At 48.1% G+C, this 22,695-nt stretch carries 19 protein-coding genes and 5 tRNA genes; 15 read left to right on the plus strand and 9 right to left on the minus strand.

Annotation, left to right across the window (positions count from 1 at the left end):
* Positions 1–523: 523 nt before the first annotated feature.
* The 5 genes from pepA to D0Y50_RS01865 form a co-directional block, all read right to left on the minus strand.
* Complete coding sequence (gene pepA, locus D0Y50_RS01845) at positions 524–1,279, minus strand: flocculation-associated PEP-CTERM protein PepA (RefSeq protein WP_108565662.1); 756 nt, start codon at positions 1,277–1,279, stop codon at positions 524–526.
* Positions 1,280–2,021: 742 nt separating this feature from the next.
* Positions 2,022–3,029: an NAD(P)H-dependent glycerol-3-phosphate dehydrogenase gene (gene gpsA / locus D0Y50_RS01850; protein WP_108565661.1), complete on the minus strand. Its 1,008-nt coding sequence runs from the start codon at positions 3,027–3,029 to the stop codon at positions 2,022–2,024.
* A gap of 9 nt (positions 3,030–3,038) precedes the next feature.
* The gene (gene secB, locus D0Y50_RS01855; RefSeq protein ID WP_108565660.1) at positions 3,039–3,539 is read right to left on the minus strand and encodes a protein-export chaperone SecB; all 501 of its coding nucleotides are present in this window, start codon (positions 3,537–3,539) and stop codon (positions 3,039–3,041) included.
* Between the two features lie 37 nt (positions 3,540–3,576).
* Entirely contained in the window at positions 3,577–3,834 is a 258-nt protein-coding gene (gene grxC / locus D0Y50_RS01860; RefSeq protein ID WP_108565659.1) for a glutaredoxin 3, read from the minus strand.
* A gap of 8 nt (positions 3,835–3,842) precedes the next feature.
* Positions 3,843–4,268 carry a rhodanese-like domain-containing protein gene (locus D0Y50_RS01865; protein ID WP_108565658.1) on the minus strand — a complete coding sequence of 142 codons (426 nt, stop codon included), beginning with the start codon at positions 4,266–4,268 and terminating at the stop codon, positions 3,843–3,845.
* A gap of 294 nt (positions 4,269–4,562) precedes the next feature.
* On the opposite strand from D0Y50_RS01865, the gene D0Y50_RS01870 reads away from it, so the two are divergent.
* The 3 genes from D0Y50_RS01870 to D0Y50_RS01880 all read left to right on the plus strand — a co-directional run bounded on the left by D0Y50_RS01870 (position 4,563) and on the right by D0Y50_RS01880 (position 7,208).
* The gene (locus D0Y50_RS01870) at positions 4,563–5,705 is read left to right on the plus strand and encodes a murein hydrolase activator EnvC family protein (protein WP_117315218.1); all 1,143 of its coding nucleotides are present in this window, start codon (positions 4,563–4,565) and stop codon (positions 5,703–5,705) included.
* Between the two features lie 208 nt (positions 5,706–5,913).
* Positions 5,914–6,687: a divergent polysaccharide deacetylase family protein gene (locus D0Y50_RS01875; RefSeq protein WP_170145436.1), complete on the plus strand. Its 774-nt coding sequence runs from the start codon at positions 5,914–5,916 to the stop codon at positions 6,685–6,687.
* Between the two features lie 89 nt (positions 6,688–6,776).
* Complete coding sequence (locus D0Y50_RS01880) at positions 6,777–7,208, plus strand: MerC domain-containing protein (protein ID WP_108565655.1); 432 nt, start codon at positions 6,777–6,779, stop codon at positions 7,206–7,208.
* An 895-nt stretch (positions 7,209–8,103) separates the two neighbouring features.
* Here D0Y50_RS01880 and D0Y50_RS01885 read toward each other — a convergent pair.
* From D0Y50_RS01885 to rsgA, 4 genes are all read right to left on the minus strand, one after another.
* Complete coding sequence (locus tag D0Y50_RS01885) at positions 8,104–8,811, minus strand: glycerophosphodiester phosphodiesterase (protein ID WP_117315224.1); 708 nt, start codon at positions 8,809–8,811, stop codon at positions 8,104–8,106.
* Positions 8,811–9,683: a DMT family transporter gene (locus tag D0Y50_RS01890; RefSeq protein WP_117315226.1), complete on the minus strand. Its 873-nt coding sequence runs from the start codon at positions 9,681–9,683 to the stop codon at positions 8,811–8,813. Before D0Y50_RS01890 ends, D0Y50_RS01885 begins: the two co-directional genes overlap by 1 nt.
* On the minus strand, positions 9,683–10,558 hold the full coding sequence (asd, locus tag D0Y50_RS01895) for an archaetidylserine decarboxylase (protein WP_108565652.1): 876 nt from the start codon (positions 10,556–10,558) through the stop codon (positions 9,683–9,685). The genes D0Y50_RS01890 and asd overlap by 1 nt, the downstream gene beginning before the upstream one ends.
* Positions 10,559–10,679: 121 nt before the next feature.
* Complete coding sequence (rsgA, locus tag D0Y50_RS01900) at positions 10,680–11,711, minus strand: small ribosomal subunit biogenesis GTPase RsgA (RefSeq protein WP_108565651.1); 1,032 nt, start codon at positions 11,709–11,711, stop codon at positions 10,680–10,682.
* Positions 11,712–11,797: 86 nt separating this feature from the next.
* Here rsgA and orn point away from each other — a divergent pair, with 86 nt between their 5' ends.
* The 12 genes from orn (at position 11,798) to ilvN (ending at position 22,662) form a co-directional block, all read left to right on the plus strand.
* Positions 11,798–12,343, plus strand: a complete 546-nt coding sequence (gene orn, locus D0Y50_RS01905; protein ID WP_117315228.1) for an oligoribonuclease — start codon at positions 11,798–11,800, stop codon at positions 12,341–12,343.
* 235 nt (positions 12,344–12,578) lie between these two features.
* Positions 12,579–12,654 (plus strand) — tRNA-Gly (locus D0Y50_RS01910).
* 25 nt (positions 12,655–12,679) lie between these two features.
* Positions 12,680–12,755, plus strand: a tRNA-Gly gene (locus D0Y50_RS01915).
* A 250-nt stretch (positions 12,756–13,005) separates the two neighbouring features.
* Positions 13,006–13,112: transfer RNA gene (locus tag D0Y50_RS19445), tRNA-OTHER, on the plus strand.
* 149 nt (positions 13,113–13,261) lie between these two features.
* Positions 13,262–13,368 (plus strand) — tRNA-OTHER (locus D0Y50_RS19450).
* 186 nt (positions 13,369–13,554) lie between these two features.
* A tRNA-OTHER gene (locus D0Y50_RS19455) sits at positions 13,555–13,661 on the plus strand.
* A gap of 1,144 nt (positions 13,662–14,805) precedes the next feature.
* Entirely contained in the window at positions 14,806–17,277 is a 2,472-nt protein-coding gene (locus D0Y50_RS01925; RefSeq protein WP_117315234.1) for a TonB-dependent receptor, read from the plus strand.
* Positions 17,278–17,353: 76 nt separating this feature from the next.
* Positions 17,354–18,928: a tetratricopeptide repeat-containing sulfotransferase family protein gene (locus D0Y50_RS01930; protein WP_117315236.1), complete on the plus strand. Its 1,575-nt coding sequence runs from the start codon at positions 17,354–17,356 to the stop codon at positions 18,926–18,928.
* Positions 18,929–19,101: 173 nt separating this feature from the next.
* Positions 19,102–19,596: a DUF4442 domain-containing protein gene (locus D0Y50_RS01935; protein ID WP_108565647.1), complete on the plus strand. Its 495-nt coding sequence runs from the start codon at positions 19,102–19,104 to the stop codon at positions 19,594–19,596.
* A gap of 270 nt (positions 19,597–19,866) precedes the next feature.
* Complete coding sequence (maoP, locus tag D0Y50_RS01940) at positions 19,867–20,247, plus strand: DUF413 domain-containing protein (protein ID WP_108565839.1); 381 nt, start codon at positions 19,867–19,869, stop codon at positions 20,245–20,247.
* A 199-nt stretch (positions 20,248–20,446) separates the two neighbouring features.
* Positions 20,447–22,165, plus strand: coding sequence for an acetolactate synthase 3 large subunit (locus tag D0Y50_RS01945; protein ID WP_108565646.1), 1,719 nt, complete (start codon positions 20,447–20,449; stop codon positions 22,163–22,165).
* A complete protein-coding gene (gene ilvN / locus D0Y50_RS01950) occupies positions 22,165–22,662 on the plus strand; it encodes an acetolactate synthase small subunit (protein ID WP_108565645.1) in 498 nt (165 codons plus the stop codon). Before D0Y50_RS01945 ends, ilvN begins: the two co-directional genes overlap by 1 nt.
* The last annotated feature ends 33 nt before the right edge of the window (positions 22,663–22,695 follow it).

Here is a 22,695-nt window from a genome sequence, read left to right on the forward strand (position 1 = left end):
AGTACAGGCAGACGGAGGTACATTCCCGTTATCAAATATGTTTATTTATCGAGGGTGTCTATAATATTACTTGATAAATAACAGGCCGACACCGAGCTCGCGACATCGCGGCATAACCATACCCTAAGACGGCTTTGTCCCGGGCGTATGAACAGTAGGGTACTCGCCCCGCGGGGCAACCCAATGGTATCTGTTGCTTTCTCAATATCGCAATATTTCGTTGGCCCCAGCGCCGTTTGTTTCTGGGAAAAAAGCGTAAGCAAGGCTATAGCAGGTAGCGTCGCGTAAACGCGTACCATTCAGGTAGTGAAAGGCTCTGCGCTGCGCAATACACAACAAAGTAGCGTAAGAGGGGATAACAAATCAGACCCAGAATGGTTAGTGCGGCTTATGGCGACTATTTACGAAAAATAACAATTTGCACGAGAGCATCGAGGCACAAACAAAAACGCCAGTCAGAAGCTGACTGGCGTTTTAGCTATGCTAAAGCTGACACTGGGCCAGCTTTAGGTTAAAGCGTGACTTACGCTTTACGACGGCTGCTAGCACCAAGGCCAAGCAGGCCAAGCGCCAATACCGCCAGAGTAGATGGCTCTGGTACTTCGTAGAACTGGGCGCTTACGTCACCAGTGATAGACTGGCTACCAGCTGGGTTGAACGAATCAAAGTCACCATTTACGTTAACTTTCATTGAGAAAGGCTGTGGAGATACGAAATACTGGTCACCTTCAGCAGTCAGTTCAAAGTTGAAGAAGTCAAAGTTGAATGAAGTAGTCGTTACGCCATTCGCAGTTACTGAAGAACCCAGGTTTGCACCCAGTGAGCTTGAGCTACCTAATAGGTAGTCATCACCAGTGTTAGACAAAGACAGGTCAGCAAAATCAGATACGGCTGTATCGTTAGAAGGGTCCATGAAGAACTGGAAACCACCTTCGGTACCTTCAAAAGTAAAGCCATTCGCATTTGGCGTTACAGAACCTTCAGCAGAAAACGTTGCATAAAGAGTATAGAAAGAGTTAAGGCCAGAACCTTTAACTACACGGCCGTTGTTATAGAACAAACCGAAAGTTGCGAATGCGTCAGCTTCAAAGTTGCCAGCGCCGTCAAAAGTCAGATTCTCAACATAACCACCGTTGATTTTGTTCGCATCGATAGACGCGCCACCAGCAGCTACACTGCTTTCATCTACAGTGAATTCTACAAAGTCAGCATAGCTAGAAAAAGACGCTGCGATACCAGCAGTCAGAGCTAAAGATTTTACTAAAGTTTTGATTTTCATAAGTCTTCCATATTCCAAATTAAGTTGGCCCACATCAGCCACGCTAAGACTATTGCAGCTATGGTGCCAAGTTGGCAAGTTACTGAATAACAAGGAAAAAGGATAATTATGTACTACTAATTTAGCATCACTGTAAAAATTCCTGACTACATTTAATGGAAAAGTACCAAAATAAATACAACTTTAGGATGAATATGCTTATTGGCGTGGCTGTCTCTTGTTTACTAAGGTATTGGTTTTAAAGGGTTAATTGCAATATCCCCCGGGCTCTTGTAACTCGCAAATTCGCATTGTTTAAAAGTATGACACCGAATACCAGAATAACCGACCAAGCCCGCGCCAGCACGGGCTTTTCAGCAATGGCCAGACGCGAAAAAGATAATAAATGCGTTTGCCTAATCCCCCCATAAACAAGAATATAGGGGAAAACTAATGGTTACAGCTGCAATATAGTTGATTCTTCGCCTATTAATAGAAGCGGCGTAAATAGCAAAGCCCACCCTGAATAACGAGAAAATCCGGTTATTTTGATTATCGGTAAGCATACCAATGGCAGGGTTTATATAAACCAGACCGTATGCTGACCTGAATTGGGAGCAGCCAACTGATAAGCTTTAGGTAATAACAAACCAAGCCGGGTAAACAATTAAAGGCATATCCCTATAGATGCAAAAAAGCCGTGCATTAAAACACGGCTTTTTATCTGCTTTACCACGCCAGGCTATACACTAAAGTGTTTGCTTCAGGTTTCGCTTTTAAGGGTGCGGCCTAATAAAGCCATTGCTGCTTCGCGCGGTGGCTTATCCTGATAAAGCACAGCATAAATTTGCTCACAAATAGGCATTTCCACCCCGACCCGGGCAGCCAGCGTGTGAACTTCTTCGGTATTGCGGTAACCTTCTACCACCTGGCCGATATCATCCATAGCGCGTTTAACATCTTTACCTTCACCCAAAGCCAACCCAAAGCGGCGGTTTCGCGACTGGTTATCAGTACAGGTGAGCACTAAATCGCCCAGCCCAGCCATACCCATAAAGGTTTCCGGCTGCGCGCCAAGCTTTACCCCAAGTCGGGTGAGTTCTGCCAAACCTCGGGTAATAAGTGCGGTACGCGCATTTGCGCCGAACCCAAGGCCATCTGCCAGCCCTGCGCCAATAGCGATGACGTTTTTAACCGCACCGCCTAATTGCACTCCAATAAAGTCCGGATTTTTATATACCCGAAATGTTTTACTGCAGTGTAACTTGGCCGCAAACTCGTCAATAAGCGCTTCGTCTTCCGACGAGAGAGAAATAGCGGTAGGCAAACCGGCAACCATCTCCCGGGCGAAAGTAGGCCCCGACAGCACTGCTAATGGATAGCGGTCACCCAATACATCCAGCGCTACTTCGCGTAATAAGCGGCCCGTACCTGGTTCTAACCCTTTCGTGGCCCAGATAATTCGATGGGCAGGCGTGAGCAAGGGTTTGAGGGCTTCCAGCATGGCTTTAAAGGCATGGCTGGGCACCACCACCAAAATATCGTTACTGGCGGCGATAGCGTTGGCTAAATCGGGTTGGATGATTAATGCTTCGGGAAAGGTGGCGCCGGGTAAGTAGCGCGCGTTTTCCCGTTGCTCATCAAGTTCTGCCATATGGGCTTTGTCGCGGCCCCACAACAGGGTGGGGTGACCGTTTCGGGCCAGACAAAAAGCAAGGGCGGTGCCGTACGACCCCGCCCCTAATACGGTAATAGAATCCGTGGTTTGCATAATATTAAATTAAGCGTCCAGGTTTTGCGGCTGTCCATCCTGTTCTTGTTGCGCGCGACGTTGCATATAAGCAGCGAAGATAGCATCAAAATTAACCGGCGCCAGATTCAGCGGTGGGAACGTACCACGGTTAACCAAGTTTGAAATAGTCTCGCGAGCATAAGGAAACAACACATTGGGGCAAAAAGAACCTAACATATGCGCTTTGTTTTGGTCCGGCATTTCACCCAGGGCAAAAATTCCCGCTTGCTGAACTTCACACAAAAAGGCCGTTTCTTCACCCATAGTAGCCGTTACCGTCACTGACAGCACTACTTCGAAGACATTTTCATCAATTTGCGCTGTCTTAGTGTCAAGATCCAGCTTGATTTCCGGTTTCCAGTCTTTCGTAAAAATTGCTGGCGCGTTAGGGGATTCAAAAGAAATATCCTTAGTGTAAATACGTTGGATATTAAATTGTGCGCCCTGTTGTTCAGGGGCGGCGCCATTCGCCTGATTTTCTTCAGCCATGCTACTTCCTAGTTCTCGTTATTAATACTAGCCGCGGTTATCCGGCCAGCATGGGATCAAGTTTATTCTGGGCATCCAATGCAAACATATCATCACAGCCACCAATATGCTGGTCATTAATGAAAATTTGAGGAACCGTATACCCACCATTTGCGCGGGAAATCATTTCATCACGTAACTCAGGGCGTACATCAATACCATATTCAATAAAATCTACGCCTTTTTCAGCTAACAACGCTTTTGCACGATGGCAAAATGGGCAATAGCCTTTGCTGTATACTTCTACCTTGCTCATAGTCAACCTTATTTCGCGACGGGCAGATTGGCGCTTTGCCAGGCATTCATTCCGCCTTTCAACATTTTCACATCACTAAAGCCAGCTTTGGCCATAGCCGATGCAACCGAACGAGCGCTAGTTCCCATTGCGCATACTACGATAATGGGTTTGTCCTTTTGATTTTCAAGTTTTTTGAAATCACGGCTCTTCAGTTCTTCAGGCTTGATCTGGCGAGCCCCCAGAATATGTCCAGCTTTAAACTCTTTGGGGGTACGGGCATCCAATACAACCGCATCTTGCTTGTTCATTAGCAACGTGAGCTCGTGAGTATTCACTTCTTTAACAGACGATGTCAGCCCACTGACAAAGCTATATACCAGCAGCGCCACCAGGGCTACCCAAATGCCGGCCAAAATAATGTTATTACTTGCAAATTCGATCAGCTGATCCATTACTTCTAACCTTACAGATCACAAAAAAAGAGAGCAAAGTATATAGAAAATCTGCTAAGAAACCAGCACCGCCCCCCGATTGGTGGCGTTTGACTATACATTTTACTTTGTTAGTCAGACCGACGCCTCAGGGGTGGTTCGCTGGCATTCATTATGCACTAAGCCATCGCGGCTATCAGGTAGACAACAGGCCTGCGCACGGTGGGCCTATCTGTACTGATTATCAGCAGGTACTTGCTGGGTCGGCCAAAACCTGATGAAATGTCAGGATAATCCCCTGATTAACGTAGATTCATGACCCTCAGGCCAACGCGTTGGTGCCTATGCTTGCTGTTTTTTAGTTTAGTGACCTGTATTGGGGGACCTGTGCAGGCGCAAGACGATCAACAAGCAAAACTTGAAGCATTACGCGAGCAACTTAAATCTCGACAACAGACTTTGCAAGCCAACCAGGCTGACGCTGAAGATTTACAAGCGTTCCTGGCGGAGTCAGAGGTAGAAATAGGCCGCGTAGCCACCGCGCTCAATCAAACCCAACAAGCTTTAGACGCTAATCGGGATGAGCAGCAAAAGCTGCAAGCTGAGCAACAAACCTTACAACAGGCAATATTGGCTCAGCAGTCAATGCTGGCAAGTCAGTTACGTAGCGCATTTATGGCGGGTCATTACGATTACGCCAAAATGATTTTTTATCAACAAGAAGCAAAATCGTTTGAGCGGGTGCTGACTTATTACAAATATGTCAGCCAGGCTCGCCAGCGCGAAATTGTCAAATTCAAGCGTAATGTGGCACGGCTGAAAACCGTTAACGCAGCGCTCGAAGATAAAGCCAGCGAACTAATCCAACTGGCCAGCCAACAAGAAGATCAGCGCGCAGAATTGCTAACGCGTCAGCAGGACCGTAAACAAACATTAGCCAAGCTCAACCAAAAAATAGCCAGCGATGCGGCGAAGGTAAAAGAGCTGGCAGCCAACGAGCAAGCATTGATCGCTGCCATAGAAGAGGCGCGCCGGGCCGCCGAGCGCGCCAATACGAAGCTGGCTGGCCTGGCTCCGCTAAAAGGGAAGCTGGGAGCGCCAGCGGCCGGCACGGTGCGGCGCTTATTTGGTACCCGCCGCCAAGGGCAGGTGCGCTGGAAAGGTATTGTTATCGAAGCTTCTGAAGGCAGCGCGGTTAGCGCTATATCTCATGGCCGGGTGTTGTATGCCGACTGGCTCAAAGGGTTTGGCCTGGTCGCGATAGTGGATCATGGCCAGGGGTTTATGAGTGTGTATGGCCATAATCAAGCGTTGTTAAAACAGGCGGGCGACAAAGTCGCCAGCGGCGATACCATTGCATTGGTGGGGCAAAGCGGGGGGCAAAGCAATCCCAATTTGTATTTTGAGATAAGACACAAAGGTAAAGCGTTGAACCCGACAGCCTGGCTGAAGCTATAAGCCAGGGAAATGCCATATAATAAATCGGCAAACGCTGTTAAGCTGCCACCACGCTAGCCTAGCCAGACTAGGCCAGTATGGCGCTGGAGCGAACACTCGCTAAGATGAGTAAATAATTAGCTTATAATAAAAGAATAATAAAGACGTGCGCTTACCAACAATAACTGCTTTTTCAGCTTTTCGACACTATGGCCTGTGGTGCTTGCTTTTGCTCAGTACCAGCGGGGTAGCCGCAAATCAGGCGGAACCTTCTTATACCCGCCAGCCGGTAGCTAAAGTGGTACTTATTCTGGATGATATTGGATATCGATATACTGATCGTCAGGCACTGGCATTGCCTTCTCAGGTCACGTTTTCCGTATTACCCGGCGCCCCGTTGGCACAGGAACTTGCTCACAAGGCGCAACAGCAGGGTCGCGATATCATGGTGCATATGCCCATGGAGTCGCAGGCCGATAAGCAGCTGGGTCCAGTAGCTCTGACCAGCAGTATGTATCCTGAGGTGATCTCGCGTACCACCTTAGCTGCGTTGGATAGCTTACCCATGGCCATTGGCGTGAATAACCATATGGGCAGTCGTTTAACAGAGCAGTCTTTACCCATGCAGGCATTAATGCAAGCTATCAAAGACCGTGGTTTGTTTTTTATCGATAGCCGCACCACTGCCAGTACGGTGGCTGAAACCGTGGCCCGCAATATGGGCGTGCCTACCGACCGGCGGCAGGTGTTTATTGACCATCAGCATTCACCCGCCTTTATGCAGGCGCAGTTTGCCCGGCTGATTAAGCTGGCCCGGCAACAGGGCTCGGCCATTGGTATTGCTCACCCTCATCCACAGACATTAGCATTTTTACAAAAAATAATTCCCACCCTGGCTGGCTCACAGGTAAAACTCGTTCCGGTAAGCGAACTCATGGCGGCACCACAGAATTCGCCGCCGGTAGAGCAAATTGCCAGTAATGTGACAGCAGCCCTACCTTAACAACATTAAATTTTATACTTGGTATTTTGCAAAAGGCCCTTAATGTTATATTATAACGTCATTGGCTTAACAAGGGTGTCCGAAAATTTATGTCACTACCGGCAGACAATCCAACCAAACTAGACAAAATAGGCATCTGGATTTCCAGTCTTTGTGCTTTTCATTGTCTGGCGCTGCCTGTTGCTATCCCATTGTTGCCGCTTATCTCCAGCACATTCTTTGCTCAGTTGTGGTTTGAGCGAATGATTTTGACTATTTCTATGCTGATAGGTGCTGTGGCGTTGCTTAGCGGTGCCTTGCGTTATCATAATCGGTATTACCCAATCGCTATGCTGGCTATTGGCGGGGTTATCTACTGGCACAAAAATATTCTTGGTGAGCAGTACGAGCCTTTTACCATTGCTACTGGTGCTTTGTTGATTGTGGCAGCCCACTATATCAATATGCGTTTGTGTCGTCGTTTTAAGCGTGCCGTCTCGCGCCAGCCTATCGGTAAACCTGTCGAGACGGGTAGCAGCTAATTTTAACGCTGGACTAATACGTTAAAGCAGGGCGGATGAACCACTAAGCCCCGCTTTAACGGATTATATTTTGCCATACTCCTGCGATAGCACCCTGTATTGCCCCCATAATAAACCGTAACTAACAAAGTCGTTGGCTAGCAATGCAGCGAGGGGTATCGGCTAATCCTGGCTCCGCCTGAGATACTAATGCAGCGTTAATACATTATTTGCCCCCGTGCCCCACGACCATCTTACTATCCGCTTGGTAACAGCTCCGCTCTCGGCCTATGCCTTATAAGCCCACAAGCAGTCAAAGGGACTGCCACGCTCATATAATGTATAGACGCCATTTACCCCTGATGTATCTATTGCCATACTTCAATTCACAGCCCGTTATCAGACCGCCCGCTTAATTTCAGCGCAATAGCTTAAATGAAAAGCGCTTTCCAGTTGGATTAATCGAGGCAAAATGACACAACCGTTGAAGTCTGCAGATGAAATAAGCGGGTGTTACACAACGAAGCGGACGGTTAAATTTGCGCATGATGGAAATGGGCATACCACGCTTCGTGCACCGGGTAGCGAAGCGAGCCTCGGCAATGTTATAAGCCGGCACGGTGGCCTACCGGAATAGCATTATTCAGTGGGATGAATAACGCATGCTGTAAAGGCCGTTATTTACCGTCACCGGGTATGCCCTCGCGTGAACGGGCCGGGTGGATATTAACCGACCACGGGGATAGATTTAGCACAAGCTTTCAAGGTATTGTGTGGTTTATAGGGGCGCTTTATGAGGTGAAATTTAGCGCTCTGGTTTTGGTGCATTTGTTTTTAGCACCGTTAATAGCCACTAGATTAGTCAATACGTTCGCAGCTACCTTGCCTCATGCATTAAGCCTGACACGCGTTGGGGTTATGAAAGGTACCCCGCATCCGTTAGTGTTTGCCGGGCTATGGCGGGTACGTTAGTGAATATTCCATCCACCCCCATAGCCGCCAGGCGCTGCATATCAGCCGGCAAATCCACGGTGTACACCAATACTTTAAGGCCTGCCTGATGGGCATGTTTAACGTAGCGCTCGTCAACTACATCCAGCGCAAAATGGACCGAATAGGCATTCATAGCCATTGCTGACTTTAGCCCTGTTTCAGCCGAGGTAGCCGTCAATGCGCCTAAGCATAAGTCTGGCCGCCGTTGTGCTATTTGCTGTAACCAGCCATGGGTAAACGACGATATAAGTAAGCGGGCAGGGTTCATCTGGCTAAGCTGTAATGCGCGATCAAGTTTGCAAAGCCAACTGTCTACACTGGCTAACTGCTTAATTTCGATATTACACAGCGCGGTATTATCACAACAGCCTAGCACTTCATTTAGCAAAGGAATTTGCTGGCGCTCCCCGGCATCCAACTGCCGTAGCTGGGCCAGGCTATGATCCAGTACTTCCCCCTGGCCATTTGTGGTGCGGGTGAGGGTTTTATCGTGAAAAACAATAATATCTTCGGCTAGTTCGTAGGTATCGAATTCTATGCCATCCGCACCCTGAGCAAACGCCAACTTAAAGGCGCTAAGCGTATTTTCGGGTGCATCGCGACTGGCACCGCGGTGCCCCAAAATCCACATTAGTTGGTTGCCTTTTGCTGTTTGTGCGTTTTAATGGTTTCATAAACAGAGGCCGAGGTTACCAAAAGGCCCCCTACAAAGGTTTGCCAGGTAGGGTTTTCGCCCAGCAAAAATATCGCCAACAACACCCCGTAAAAGGGTTGCATACAGGCAATAAGGGCAAAGGTTTTCGCTTTTAAATGAGCCAGAGAGGCCGCAATAAGGGCATGTGGCAGGGCGGTGAATACAGTGCCTAACGCCAATAATAACAACCAGTTCTGGCTACTGGCATTTAGCAGCGTGCTGCTGGTCATAGGCAGTAAGCACAGACACACCACCAGAATTTGCCATGCCATGGCTTTGGCCCCGGAATACTGTGAAAAGTAATGACGATGGGCAAGGTTTCTGACGGCATACAAAATAGCCGAACCTACGCCTATTATAACCCCCAGCGTCACATCATTTTCCAGCGAGCCTTCTGGCACAATCAGCGCAATACCTGCAAAGACCACGAGGGCACTAAAGATATCCTGCCATTGTAACGCAGAGCGTTCAAATAAGGGCTCGATAAGGACGGTGATAACGGGAAAGGTAAATAAAGCTATCATTCCCACCGACACGCTGGCGTATTGCATAGCTGCAAAATACGTTATCCAGTGTAAGGCCATTATAGCGCCCAGCCCAATAGCGACGATATAGTCTTTTTTATTGTGCAGGGTAAAAGAGGTCTTCGTCAGCTTTAAGAAAATGAATAGCGCGGCGCAGGCAAATAGCGATCGGCCCAGGGTAATATCCTGCGCCGACAAAGAAATAATTTGCGAAAACAGCGCCGTCCCACCCAGCAAAATAACGGTAATGTGCAGGGTGGCGAGGCTTCGTTTAACCGGGTCCATCAAACCGGCGCTGCGGTCCGGTTCGCTGCTGCGAATGGCTGTCCCAAGCGAGTCACCTGAAGCGGCGCCATGTCAGTAAAGTTGACGGCATCGGGCTCAAAACACATCACAATGGTAGACCCCAGTTTAAAGCGGCCCATTTCCTCGCCCCGGCCAATTTTTACGCTGGATTCGGCATCTTTTTCGTAACTCCAGTGCTGCACATTACGACCGGCTGGAGGAGTCACAGTGCCCGCCCAGATAGTTTCGATACTGGCAACAATGGTTGCGCCTACCAGTACCATGGCCATTTTGCCCACCGGCGTATCAAAAAACGCCACCACACGTTCATTACGGGCAAACAATCCCGGTATGTTCTCAGCCGTCAACGGGTTAACGGAAAATAAATCACCAGGAACATACACCATGTCGGTAAGGGTACCGTCAATTGGCATATGGATTCGATGATAGTCGCGCGGCGCCAGATATACAGTGGCAAACTGGCCGTTTTTAAAAGGCTTGGCCATTGCCGGATTGCCACCTAGCAGGGTAGTAAGACTGTAGTCATGCCCTTTGGCCTGAAAAACGCTATCGTCGTGAATAGCGCCAAATTGGCTGACCGCGCCGTCTACCGCATGTACCAAGGTATGCTCGTCGCCCACTATAGGACGGGCATCATCTTTTAATGGCCGGGTGAAGAATTCATTAAAACTTTTATAATGACCAGGGTCTGGATACAGCGCTTCACTCATATCCACATTATATTTTTTGATAAACAGTTTAATAAGCAGGGTGGTAAGGCCACCCGCCTGGGCCGCGGCAAGTTTACCTACCAGACGTGATAGCAAATGCTTGGGTAACAGATATTGCAGGTTAACTTTCAACCAATCCAGCACAGCGTTTCTCCTTTATTAAGACAGCGTAATTGTACCTTATCTTACGTGTTTAAAAAGGAATTTACGGTTATGAGAGCTTGCTAACCGGTATAACGCCAGCGCTGGCTGGCTGTTTTGATGTTTACATCGGGCCGGAATGGCTAGGCCGGCTCTCAAGCATAGAGGCCAGAATTTTGTGATAGCTGGCAAAGCGCACCGGGTCAATGTCACCGGCGTCCACCGCTTTACGTATAATACAGCCTGGATCATTAAGGTGTTTGCAGTCGCGGAATTTACAGCCGCCTAGGAAATCTCTGAATTCAATAAAGCCCCAGGTGACCCGCTCTACCGGCAAATGCCATAAACCAAACTCACGTACCCCCGGCGAATCGATAAGGTCGCCCCCAGCGGGCAAATGCAATAGCTTGGCAGCGGTTGTCGTATGCTGGCCAAGGCCAGAATTATCCGATACTTCCCCTACGATTTCTTGCGCTTCGGGTAAAATCTGATTGATCAGGCTGGATTTGCCCACACCGGATTGCCCTACAAAGATACTCACCTTATCGTTTAATAAGGCTTTGATATCAGCTATGCCTTCTTGTGTCTTACAACTTGAGTAAAACACTTTGTAGCCAAGGTTACGGTAAGTTGTCAGTTGCTGTTCTGTATCGCTGCGCTCCTGGGGCGATAACAGCTCAATTTTATTCAGAACAATAACCGGCGTGATACCGATATCTTCACAAGCAATGAGGTATCGGTCGATAATATTCACCGATAAACTGGGCAAAATTGCACTGACGATAATAATTTGGTCAATATTCGCGGCGATAGGTTTTACCCCATCATAAAAGTCAGGGCGAGTCAGTACGGAGTGCCGATCTTCAACAACTTCAATAACCCCGCTAACGCCTTCATCCGCTGTGCCGGCCTGAAATAATACATTGTCGCCACACACCACAGAGCCCACGGTACGCCGAATATGGCACCGGGAAATAACGCCCTCACTATCCTCGACATCTGCATGTTTACCAAAACGGCCGACCACACGACCGGCAGCAAGGTTGTCAGAATCAGTGCCCTCGGTTTCAGGTAATTGAGTATCTTCTATACGGCGCTTGCGGTTAGCCGCTACCCGACGATTTTGTCGATGGGTCAGTTTAGGTTTTTTCGCCACGATTCCATGATAAGTTAGCGTATACTGATGCAATAATAACGTTTGTGTGGCCTGTGCGCCATGCCAATCAAGAAGGATCCGCTTAAATGAGCAAACATGATATGAATCTGGTGTGGATTGACATGGAAATGACCGGCCTTGATCCGGAAACCTGTAAGGTGCTTGAAATCGCCACTATTGTAACTGACGCGCAACTAAATGTGCTGGCCGAGGGGCCGGTTATTGCCGTGCATCAGCCAGATAGCCTGCTCGACACCATGGATGAGTGGTGTACCCGGGTTCATGGCGAAAGCGGGCTTACCGCGCGTTGCCGTGCCAGTACGGTTACCGAAGCCCAGGCGGCAGCGCAGACGATAGCTTTTTTGAGCGATTATGTTGACGCAGGAAAATCGCCTTTGTGCGGTAACACGATAGGGCAGGACCGCCGGTTTATGGTGAAATACATGCCAGAATTGGAAGCGTATTTTCATTATCGCAATATCGATGTTAGTACCATCAAGGAATTGGCCCGTCGCTGGAAACCTGAAATTTTAGAGGGGTTCACTAAAAAAGGCGTGCATTTGGCGTTAGATGATATTCGTGAATCTATCGAAGAAATGAAGTATTACCGCCAATACGTGTTCAGTATTTAGGCATTTAGGCGTTAATTTAATAAAAAGTTCAATTTAGGTGTTGCGCATTGCCACAGTTTTTGTAAAATGCGCTCCACTTTTACGGAAGCCAAATTCTGTAAAAGCATTTTTGAAAATAATATGCATAGCAAGCTCAGGTGGTATAGCTTGTTACCTCGTCACTTATGATTGTCGTTATTGGCAAGGTGACAAAAAAAGGTAATACTACTACTTAGATGTAACAGCATACTGATACGCGGGAATAGCTCAGTTGGTAGAGCACAACCTTGCCAAGGTTGGGGTCGCGAGTTCGAATCTCGTTTCCCGCTCCAATTTTCAAAAATACCTTTCTTTTATGCGGGAATAGCTCAGTTGGTAGAGCACAACCTTGCCAAGGTTGGGGTCGCGAGTTCGAATCTCGTTTCCCGCTCCAAATTTTCAATGCCAAGGTTGCGGTCGCGACAACGTGGTTGCCAGTTACGCATCTGTTTCCCGCACCAGGTTTCAAAAATACATTTGATTTGCCCGGCATAGCTCAGTGGCTAAAGCGCATTACCTTATTGCAGCCTCCGTTGATAATCACTATCTGGTAGTGATGCAATGGCCAAGGTTGGGTCGCGACAACGTGGTTGCCAGTTACGCATCTGTTTCCCGCCCAATTTTCAAAAATACCTTTCTTTTATGCGGGAATAGCTCAGTTGGTAGAGCACATTATCTCGTCACGATAGTGATTGCCAAGGTTGCGGTCGCGACAACGTGGTCACCAGTTACGCATCTGTTTCCCGCTCCAGGTTTCAAAAATACATTGGATTTGCCCGGCATAGCTCAGTGGCTAAAGCGTATACCTTATTGCAGATTGCCAAGGTTGCGGTCGCGACAACGTGGTGGCCAGTTACACATCTGTTTCCCGCCCAATTTTCAAAAATACCTTTCTTTTATGCGGGAATAGCTTAGTTGGTAGAGCACATTATCTCGTCACGATAGTGATTGCCAAGGTTGCGGTCGCGACAACGTGGTCACCAGTTACGCATCTGTTTCCCGCCCCAATTTTCAAAAATATCTTTCTTTTATGCGGCAATAGCTCAGTGGCTAAAGCGCATTACCTTATTGCAGCTTCCGTGGATAATCACTATCTGGTGGTGATGCAATGGCCAAGGTTGGGGTCGCGACAACGTTGTGGCCAGTGACGCCTCTCGCTTCCCGCCCAATTTTCAAAAATACCTTTCTTTTATGCGGGAATAGCTCAGTTGGTAGAGCACATTATCTCGTCACGATAGTGATTGCCAAGGTTGCGGTCGCGACAACGTGGTCACCAGTTACGCATCTGTTTCCCGCTCCAGGTTTCAAAAATACATTGGATTTGCCCGGCATAGCTCAGTGGCTAAAGCGTATACCTTATTGCAGATTGCCAAGGTTGCGGTCGCGACAACGTGGTGGCCAGTTACACATCTGTTTCCCGCCCAATTTTCAAAAATACCTTTGATTTGCCCGGCATAGCTCAGTGGCTAAAGCGCATACCTTATTGCAGAATGATTGCTAAGGTTGCGGTCGCGACAACGTGGTTGCCAGTTACGCATCTGTTTCCCGCCCCAATTTTCAAAAATATCTTTCTTTTATGCGGCAATAGCTCAGTGGCTAAAGCGCATTACCTTATTGCAGCTTCCGTGGATAATCACTATCTGGTGGTGATGCAATGGCCAAGGTTGGGGTCGCGACAACGTTGTGGCCAGTGACGCCTCTCGCTTCCCGCGGCGGGTTTTTGGTATTCAGGTTATCGCTGATTAATTTTTGCTATACGAAAAACCGCTAGGGCGAAAACGAACCTACCTCTGCCGCCTTCAACCCACTTTTCATTACCAATCAAACATTTGCCTACCCACATGAATGTAGGCATGCCACCACCGATAGTTCGAGCTTCATCTTCGGCGGTAGCGTCAGCTGTATTAACGTAATACAAGATAAAATGCGATTTTCCTAGGGATACCAGAAAAATTGTATGTCCATCATAATTAACCTGCAATTTAGAAGGGATAATGGGCCTTCATCTTCATAAAAAACAGCTTTACGCTGAGAAATTATCTGATCGCCATATTTTTGTTGTTAAATTGTTAATAAATAGCGGTGTTTGACGAAGATAATTGAAAAGTAGCTCAAAACATAACCATTCACTATTCTTGATGCTCAGCTATGAAGGTGAATATCTATAAACCCTGCTTATGCTGACAATTACTATTCTTGTTACCCATTTTTCAATATATAACAATATCAAAGCCTTATGGAGAGAGGGGGCGATAAGATACAGGTGGAGCTTTGGGGTTATTAGTGGTTGAATACAATTATCCTATAAATGAATTTCTATTCATATTTTGCTGTCGTTCTGATGTGACTTTGCGTAAAATATACTTATAAAGCAGACAAACGCTGCTGATAGATAAGAATTGGCCATAGCGGCCGTAAATATGAATTTTAGGTTGGAGAAACACATGAAGTCAGCAGCAAACATCTTGTTTGCCCGCACACTTGTTGCAGGCGCTGTCATCGCTGCATTTAATCCTGTTATGGCAGTTGGGCAGGAAACTAGCGTTGCTGATAAGGAAATCGAAAAAATAGAAGTGACGGCTACCCGCCGCAGCGGTTCTTTACAAGAAGTACCGCTTAACATTTCTGCTCTTACATCGGATGTAATGGCCCAGCAAAATATAGAAAACCTGGATGATGTGGCGCGCTGGGTACCTGGCTTAACGGTGACCGATCAAGGCGGACGTTCCAGCTCTCCGATTATTGTGCGTGGTCTTAACACCAATTCTTCAGGGCCCGATTCGGACGGCGGTACGGTTGCTACCTATTTCGGGGAAATCCCGTTATTCGTCAACATGCGCCTTATTGATGTAGAGCGGGTCGAGGTGTTGATTGGTCCTCAGGGTACGTTGTACGGAGCGGGTACTCTAGGCGGAGCTATCCGCTATATCCCTAAGGCGGTAGATCTTGATTTTACCTCAGGGGAAATTTTTGGCGATGTTTTTGCGCTCAGTGAAAGCGACAGTGCGGGTAAGGAAGGCGGCTTTGTGTTCAACGCCCCGATAATCAACGGTGAATTAGGTGTGCGGGCTTCACTGAATTATTTTAGTAACCCCGGCTTTATTGATTATAACTATGTAGTACAAGAAGGTGGCACATCACTCTCTGACCCCGATTTTAGCGACCCTCAGGCTACTTCGCAAAACCTGCGCCAAGTCAGTGATGCAAACGGAGAAGATACGCTAACAGCACGTATCGCGCTGCGCTGGACCCCCTCCGACTGGGTTGATGGAACCCTATCTTATTTTTATCAGAAGCAAGATGTGGAAGGACGTTCAATTACCCAGCACAATGCCTTATCAGCACAAAACCCCCTGGCTGAGGTAATCGGGCCTTACGAATCAGCGTATCGTTATGAAGAGCCGCGCGACAAAGAAGACAGCTTGTTAAGCCTTGAGTTAAAAGCCGACTTGGGCTTTGCTGAATTGGTCTCGGCAACCGGCTATGCTGAATTCGATGCCAGTGGTCAACGTGACCAAACCGATTTACTTATTCGTTTAGACTACAGTTACGAAGAGTTTCCGGCGTTTTCTGCTTACACGGAGGAGCTGGACAATGAAACGAATTTCACCCAGGAGCTACGCCTGGTTTCCCAGAATACCGGGCCATTGAGCTGGATTGCCGGGTTCTATTACAATAAGTCACAGTATGCCGGCAGCAGTAAAGAGTACACGCCAGGTTTTGATGATTACGCCTTAAGCGTGTGGGAAGTACCAGGTAATGCCCGAGCTGATGATCTGGAATATTATTCTGCAGAAGATACCGACATTACTGAGTCGGCGTTGTTTGGCGAGCTGACCTATGCGGTGACTGAACAGCTTGATATTACGGTAGGGCTACGTGCGTACGAATATGATGTTAGCTCGCTCTCAGCGGTAGATTTGCCGCTATATAATAGTTTGTATGAAGGCCGGCCCGGTGACGAGGTGGTGTTGGATTACGGCCACGAAGAGGCAGAAGACAGCGGAACGCTATTTAAAATCAATGCTAGCTACCGGTTTAGTGGCGATACCATGGGATACGCTACCGTCAGTGAGGGCTTCAGAATCGGCGGGGCCAATGGTCTAGCAGCGTGCCCGGACAATATTAATGAGGTTAACAACCAGATTATCTGTGCCGTGCCCAGTGAGCAGGTATTTGATGCTGATACTACCACCAACTATGAACTCGGCGTCAAAACCAGTTATCTGCGCAACCGAGTGCAACTGAATGCAGCCTTGTTCAATGTTGACTGGGATAACGCACAAGTGGGTGGGGCCACCATTAATGGTCAACAACCCATAACCACCAACGCCCAGGGGGCCAACGCCCGCGGCGTGGAATTATCGCTGCGCACCCTGGTTAGCGATGAACTGACTATGTATGCCACCTATGCTAACACCCGGGCAGAGTTAACCGCCGACGCGCCCTTTTTGTTCGGCGTGTTTGATGAAGCGGGGACGCCCTTGCAGAACTATTATGATGGTAAAGATGGCGACCGACTACCAGGCTCTGCCGAACATCAATTCTCATTTGGAATGACTTACAGTCAGGAAATATTGGCCGATAAAATGCTCGACGTAAGTTATGGTCTGACAGCACAAAGTGATGTGTTCTCTACCGTGGGCTTAAGGCAAAACGGAGAAGCATTGCCTGGTTATGCGGTAAGTAACCTGACCGCCAGAGTGTCTGACACCGCCTGGAGTGTGACCTTTTACGTAGATAACCTGTTTGATAAGTATGCATACACATCTACGCGTCGGGATCGGGGTGATATGGGCGATCCGACCTTTGCCGAAATGTTGCCTAACGGAACTGATATTTTACGTAATTATGGGCACTATGTGCTGACCCCGCGGCGTATTGGGGTGAAATTTGATTATCGCTTTGAGTTGTAATAGCGTGAAGTAACGCCTAACAGCAAACAAAGGCACCGCTATCGGGTGCCTTTTTTGTTATAGCCAAACAGTTTATATGACGACATTACAAACATTGTTTAAGCAGGCCATAGAAGCGATAAACCAGCGTAACTATGTGGAAGCACACCAGCATTTGGTAACGGTTATCCGCCAGTATGGTGAGCAGTCGCGCGCCTATTTTTTGCTGGGCATAGTGCATATCGAACTGGCCCAGATCAATAAAGCCATCACGTTACTGCACAAAGCGCTAGGCCTTGAAACTAACCCACGTATCAACGTATACCTGACTAAATGCTATGCGCTACAGGGTAATATGAATGAGGCCCTGCATTATGCTGCGCAAGCGCCGGTAAGCGAGCTTAACGCGCCGCTGGATTTAGATACTATGGGTGTAGCATTAAGTCGGGTAGGCCTGCATGACCAGGCGCTGGCTTATTTTGCAAGGGCACTTGAGCTTGATTCCCGCCAGCCCCAATTTTATTATAATTATGGGGTTTCAGCGAAGTTTGCTGGCCAGTTTGCGCGCGCCCGGCAGGCTTTTACGCAAGCCATCGAGTTGAACCCGGATTTTTATCAGGCACACTTCGCGTTGACTGATTTGGGCCGGCCAGTGACCAAGACCAATAATATTTCGCGGCTGTTGCAGGTAAAGGCGCGCCTGCAGACTAAAGGACACCCGCCAGATCCCGACGCCGCCTTGCATATTGGACATGCGCTAAGCAAAGAATACGAGGCACAGGGTGAGTTTAATAAAGCGTTTACTGCCTTAGCGCAGGCAAAGCAGGTAAAAAAAGACCAGTTAGCTGACACCCATACAACGTTTGATGCCCTGTTTACCCATTTGCGGCAGATGCCACCTGAGGTGCTGCAAACAACCTCTTCACATGCCTCCCAGCCACTATTTGTCATGGGTATGCCGCGCTCCGGAACAACGCTGGTAGAGCGTATTTTAAGTCACCATAGTAAGGTGGTGTCGGGGGGCGAATTGCAGGATTTTGGTGTGGCGGTCAAACAACTGACGGCAACGCCATCGGCGCAGGTGCTTGATTTGGCTACATTAGAACAAGCCAGCCAGATAGATCCGGATGTACTGGGTGCGCAATATTTAGCCCGCACGCAATTTTTAATGCAGCCCGGTGCCTACCATCTGGTAGACAAATTACCGTTTAACTTTTTCTACCTGCCGCATATTCTCCGGGCCCTGCCTCAGGCGAAAATTGTATGTTTACTCCGGGACCCATTAGATACCTGCATAGGCAACTACCGGCAACTCTTCTCCATACATAGCCCATACTATGCCTACGCTTACGACTTATTGGCTATTGGCCGGGTATACCAGCAGTTTTATGACCTGGTACATCATTGGCAGCGTCTGGCCCCATCCTCGATACGACTACAATCGTACGAAAAACTGGTCACTCAGCCGATGGAAGAGTCGCGCGCCTTACTGGACTTCTGCGGACTGGCGTGGGAACCCCAGTGTGTACAGGTAGAACGTAACCTGGCTCCGGTATCCACTGCCAGTAAAGTACAGGTGCGCGAAGCCATTAATACTCGCTCAATAGGCCGTTGGAAACACTATGCGGCGCATTTAAACGAACTTAAAGTTCAATTGGGTATTGCACGGTAATAGCGGTAAAACAAGCTGGCGGCTCCAGGTTGGCCGGGTAAAGTAGGACGCGGAATGGATGCTTTGACCTGGCAGGATAGTGTTAAGCAAACAGATAAAACACCGGCAACATTGCAATTTATACGGGCCCGCTATAATCTTACTGGTCTTACCAGATAATAAGAAGACCGTTTATGTCCAGTACCAACCCGTTACGCCGTTATGCGATGAAAGTTAATCGTTACCCCGACTGGTTATCCCGCAAGTTGCTTACCTGGATGTTCCGGTTTAAAGTTAAATTAACCCGCACGGTGAGCTTGGATATTTTACATACGGATCTGACTAGCGTTACATTCAGGCAAAAAAATTACAAAAAAGTGCAGAATCATATAGGTAGCGTACACGCTGCCGGTATGGCGTTATTAGCTGAATCGGCCACCGGGTTTATTGTCGGGGTAAATTTGCCGGGTGATAAACTGCCTCTGATCAAGTCAATGAAGCTTAATTACGTTAAACGGGCTACCGGAGATATGCAGGCGGTAGCTTCACTCACTGAGCAGCAAATTGCGCAAATGCAGCAACAAGATAAAGGTGAGGTGCTGGTAAAAGTTATCGTCACTGATGCACATAATATTGAACCGGTGGTGTGTGAAATGCTGTGGGCCTGGGTGCCGAAAAAGCGCCGTTAACCAGGATCCTCCGGTGATGCTCGATGGCCTGGCAAAGTGTGTGCTGATAGCTGCGTTTGCGGTTTTGTTGGCGACAGTCTGTACCGGCCATCGTGAATAAAAAAGCGTACTTTCCTGTTTTTCATTGACAGCAGCCTTAAACCCAACTAAAAACGATGTAGCAAAAGCGGTAATTCTGTTACTACCTGGACAAGGAGAACAGGGTAGCTAACCGGCTCACCACCGGCATCGGCTATGGTGCCACCAATCGTAAACGAACAGGGTTTGATGATGGCAAAGTTAACGCGCGACTCTCTTACCAAACGTCCTTTTACTGACAAACGACACTACCCCTATGGTTTTTCCCGCTCCGGCGACTTTTCCATCGCTGAAAGTAAACTGCTCATGCAATACGGTTCGCTTATTGCGGCGCTGGTAGACGGTGAACTGCTGCCCGAAACAGAAGCCGAACAGCGTTTCGTGGATGTGGCTTTGGGCCGGATGAACCCAGCCAATGCGACAGAAAAAGTATGGTTAAAGTATCAAAACCGGATCAACCGGCCACGAACGGCCAGTATTTATGGTTCACGCAAAGCCACCGACTCCGATGATGCAAGTGAAGCCGATGGCGTGGAGGACAGTGGGCTACAAATCCAAATCGATGATGAGTAAATGTAAATTTACTGTAAACGCCTATCCCAAATTTGCTGAATAAATACGCAGAGACGAGATATTTATCCTAATTATTTTAAATATGGGGATATATATCTCACTTTTGTTGTTTTTATTGTTTTAACTTCCTAATAGCTTCGTTATAGTCCGGCTATACAAAGACTGACGATTTCCAACCAAACTTTCAGGAGAGACGACTGTGAAAATGATGTCGGGCGCCGCCATGGTGGTGGAAGCGCTAAAAGATGTAGGAGTTAAGCATGTGTTCGGTTACCCCGGTGGTGCCGTTCTCGATATTTATGATGCGCTGTTTGCGCAGGATGATGTCGAACATGTACTCGTACGTCACGAACAGGCGGCTGCTCATATGGCCGACGGTTACGCACGCGCAACTGGCAAAACCGGCACAGTACTCGTCACTTCAGGTCCAGGGGCAACTAATACCATTACCGGCATTGCCACTGCCTATATGGACTCAATTCCGATGGTCATTTTGTCCGGTCAGGTGCCCTCGATGCACATTGGCGAAGATGCGTTTCAGGAAACGGATATGGTGGGTTGTTCACGGCCTATCGTAAAGCACAGTTTTTTAGTTAAGCGCGCTGTCGATATTCCTGAGGCCATTGCCAAAGCCTATTACATTGCCAATACTGGCCGGCCCGGCCCCGTGGTTGTTGATTTGCCAAAAGACTTAGTCAATGTGCAAGAGGAACATCCTTATCATTTTCCAGCCGATGTTACGATGCGCTCGTACAATCCCACGGAAAAAGGCCACCCGCGGCAGGTTAAAAAGGCAGTTAAATCCCTTATAAAGGCGAAACGCCCGGTGCTGTATGTTGGCGGCGGAGCGATTGCCAGCGAGGCTTCGGCTCGGGTTATTCAACTGGCAGAACAACTGCACGCTCCGGTCACCTGCACCTTGATGGGGTTAGGCGCATTTCCTGGCACCCATGAACAGTTTTTGGGGATGCTGGGTATGCATGGCACACTTGAAGCTAATAAAGCCATGCACAATGCCGATTGCATTTTGGCCCTGGGCGCACGGTTTGATGACCGGGTTACCAATAATGTGGCTAAATTCTGTCCGCATGCTGATATTATTCATGTTGATATTGACCCGGCTTCTATCTCCAAAACCGTCAATGCACATATTCCGGTGGTGGGTTCGGTAGATACAGTATTAGAACAAATTCTTGAACAGTTAGCGGATAAAGAGCTGGCCGATCAGCAACACAAATTAAGTGAGTGGTGGGAGCAGATAGCGCAGTGGCGCACACGCCAATGTCTGAATTATGAAGACTCAGCTTCTGTGATAAAACCGCAAAAGGTCATCCAGGCGCTGTATAAGCATACCAATGGCGATGCTTACGTTAGTTCGGATGTAGGCCAGCACCAGATGTTTGCGGCGCTGTATTATCCGTTTAAAAATCCTCGTCAATGGATTAATTCCGGTGGTTTAGGCACCATGGGCTTTGGCCTGCCAGCCGCTATGGGGGTGCAATTTGCCCATCGTGATGCTGTATCCGTGGTGGTCACCGGCGATGGTAGTATTCAAATGAATATCCAGGAGCTTTCCACCTGTCTGCAATATAATTTGCCCGTCAAAATCATCTCTCTTAATAACCGTGCCTTAGGCATGGTAAGACAATGGCAGGATATGATTTACAAAGGGCGGCATTCCCATTCTTATATGGACTCAATGCCCGACTTCGTTAAGTTAGCCGAAGCGTACGGCCATGTCGGTATTCGGGTAGACAAACTGGAAGACCTAGATGCCGCTATGGAGAAATGTTTCAGTTACACCGACCGGCTGGTGTTTATGGACATTCAAGTAGATCAAAACGAACACGTATATCCAATGCAGATAAAATTTGGCGCAATGGATGATATGCGTTTAAGCAAAACGGAGCGCACCTAATGAAAAGAATTATTTCAGTATTAATGGAAAATGCCCCGGGTGCTTTATCACGTATCGTGGGTGTATTTTCCCAGCGTGGCTACAATGTTGATTCTTTATGTGTAGCCCCTACCGATGATCCGAGCTTGTCACGACTGACCATTACCACCCATGGCGATGACAAAGTGATTGAGCAAATCACCAAACAGGTGAATAAGCTTATTGACGTACTAAAAGTCGTGGATTTAACCGATGGTACGCATATTGAGCGAGAGCTGATGTTGGTAAAAGTGGCCACGCGCACGGAAGGTATGCGAGCGGAAGTAAAGCGTAATGCCGATATTTTTCGGGCCCGTATTGTCGATGTAAACGCCACTAATTATACCATTGAGATAACCGGTACCACCGATAAGCTGGATGCATTTTCTACTACCATGAACCAGTGTGCAGAGATTATTGAATCTTCGCGTACGGGGGTATGTGGCCTGGCGCGGGGTGAGCGAGCTCTACGCCCTTAATGGTGAATAGATAGACACTACGTCCCGCCGCGG

The sequence above is a fragment of the Salinimonas sediminis genome (assembly GCF_003429285.1).
Classification (GTDB): Bacteria; Pseudomonadota; Gammaproteobacteria; order Enterobacterales; family Alteromonadaceae; genus Alteromonas; species Alteromonas indica.

Coding starts and splice junctions, on each gene's coding strand:
- pepA (WP_108565662.1), bottom strand. CDS start 1,279: ATGAAAATCAAAACTTTAGTAAAATCTTTAGCTCTGACTGCTGGTATC.
- gpsA (WP_108565661.1), bottom strand. CDS start 3,029: ATGCAAACCACGGATTCTATTACCGTATTAGGGGCGGGGTCGTACGGC.
- secB (WP_108565660.1), bottom strand. CDS start 3,539: ATGGCTGAAGAAAATCAGGCGAATGGCGCCGCCCCTGAACAACAGGGC.
- grxC (WP_108565659.1), bottom strand. CDS start 3,834: ATGAGCAAGGTAGAAGTATACAGCAAAGGCTATTGCCCATTTTGCCAT.
- D0Y50_RS01865 (WP_108565658.1), bottom strand. CDS start 4,268: ATGGATCAGCTGATCGAATTTGCAAGTAATAACATTATTTTGGCCGGC.
- D0Y50_RS01870 (WP_117315218.1), top strand. CDS start 4,563: ATGACCCTCAGGCCAACGCGTTGGTGCCTATGCTTGCTGTTTTTTAGT.
- D0Y50_RS01880 (WP_108565655.1), top strand. CDS start 6,777: ATGTCACTACCGGCAGACAATCCAACCAAACTAGACAAAATAGGCATC.
- D0Y50_RS01885 (WP_117315224.1), bottom strand. CDS start 8,811: ATGTGGATTTTGGGGCACCGCGGTGCCAGTCGCGATGCACCCGAAAAT.
- D0Y50_RS01890 (WP_117315226.1), bottom strand. CDS start 9,683: ATGGACCCGGTTAAACGAAGCCTCGCCACCCTGCACATTACCGTTATT.
- orn (WP_117315228.1), top strand. CDS start 11,798: ATGAGCAAACATGATATGAATCTGGTGTGGATTGACATGGAAATGACC.
- D0Y50_RS01925 (WP_117315234.1), top strand. CDS start 14,806: ATGAAGTCAGCAGCAAACATCTTGTTTGCCCGCACACTTGTTGCAGGC.
- D0Y50_RS01930 (WP_117315236.1), top strand. CDS start 17,354: ATGACGACATTACAAACATTGTTTAAGCAGGCCATAGAAGCGATAAAC.
- D0Y50_RS01935 (WP_108565647.1), top strand. CDS start 19,102: ATGTCCAGTACCAACCCGTTACGCCGTTATGCGATGAAAGTTAATCGT.
- maoP (WP_108565839.1), top strand. CDS start 19,867: ATGGCAAAGTTAACGCGCGACTCTCTTACCAAACGTCCTTTTACTGAC.
- ilvN (WP_108565645.1), top strand. CDS start 22,165: ATGAAAAGAATTATTTCAGTATTAATGGAAAATGCCCCGGGTGCTTTA.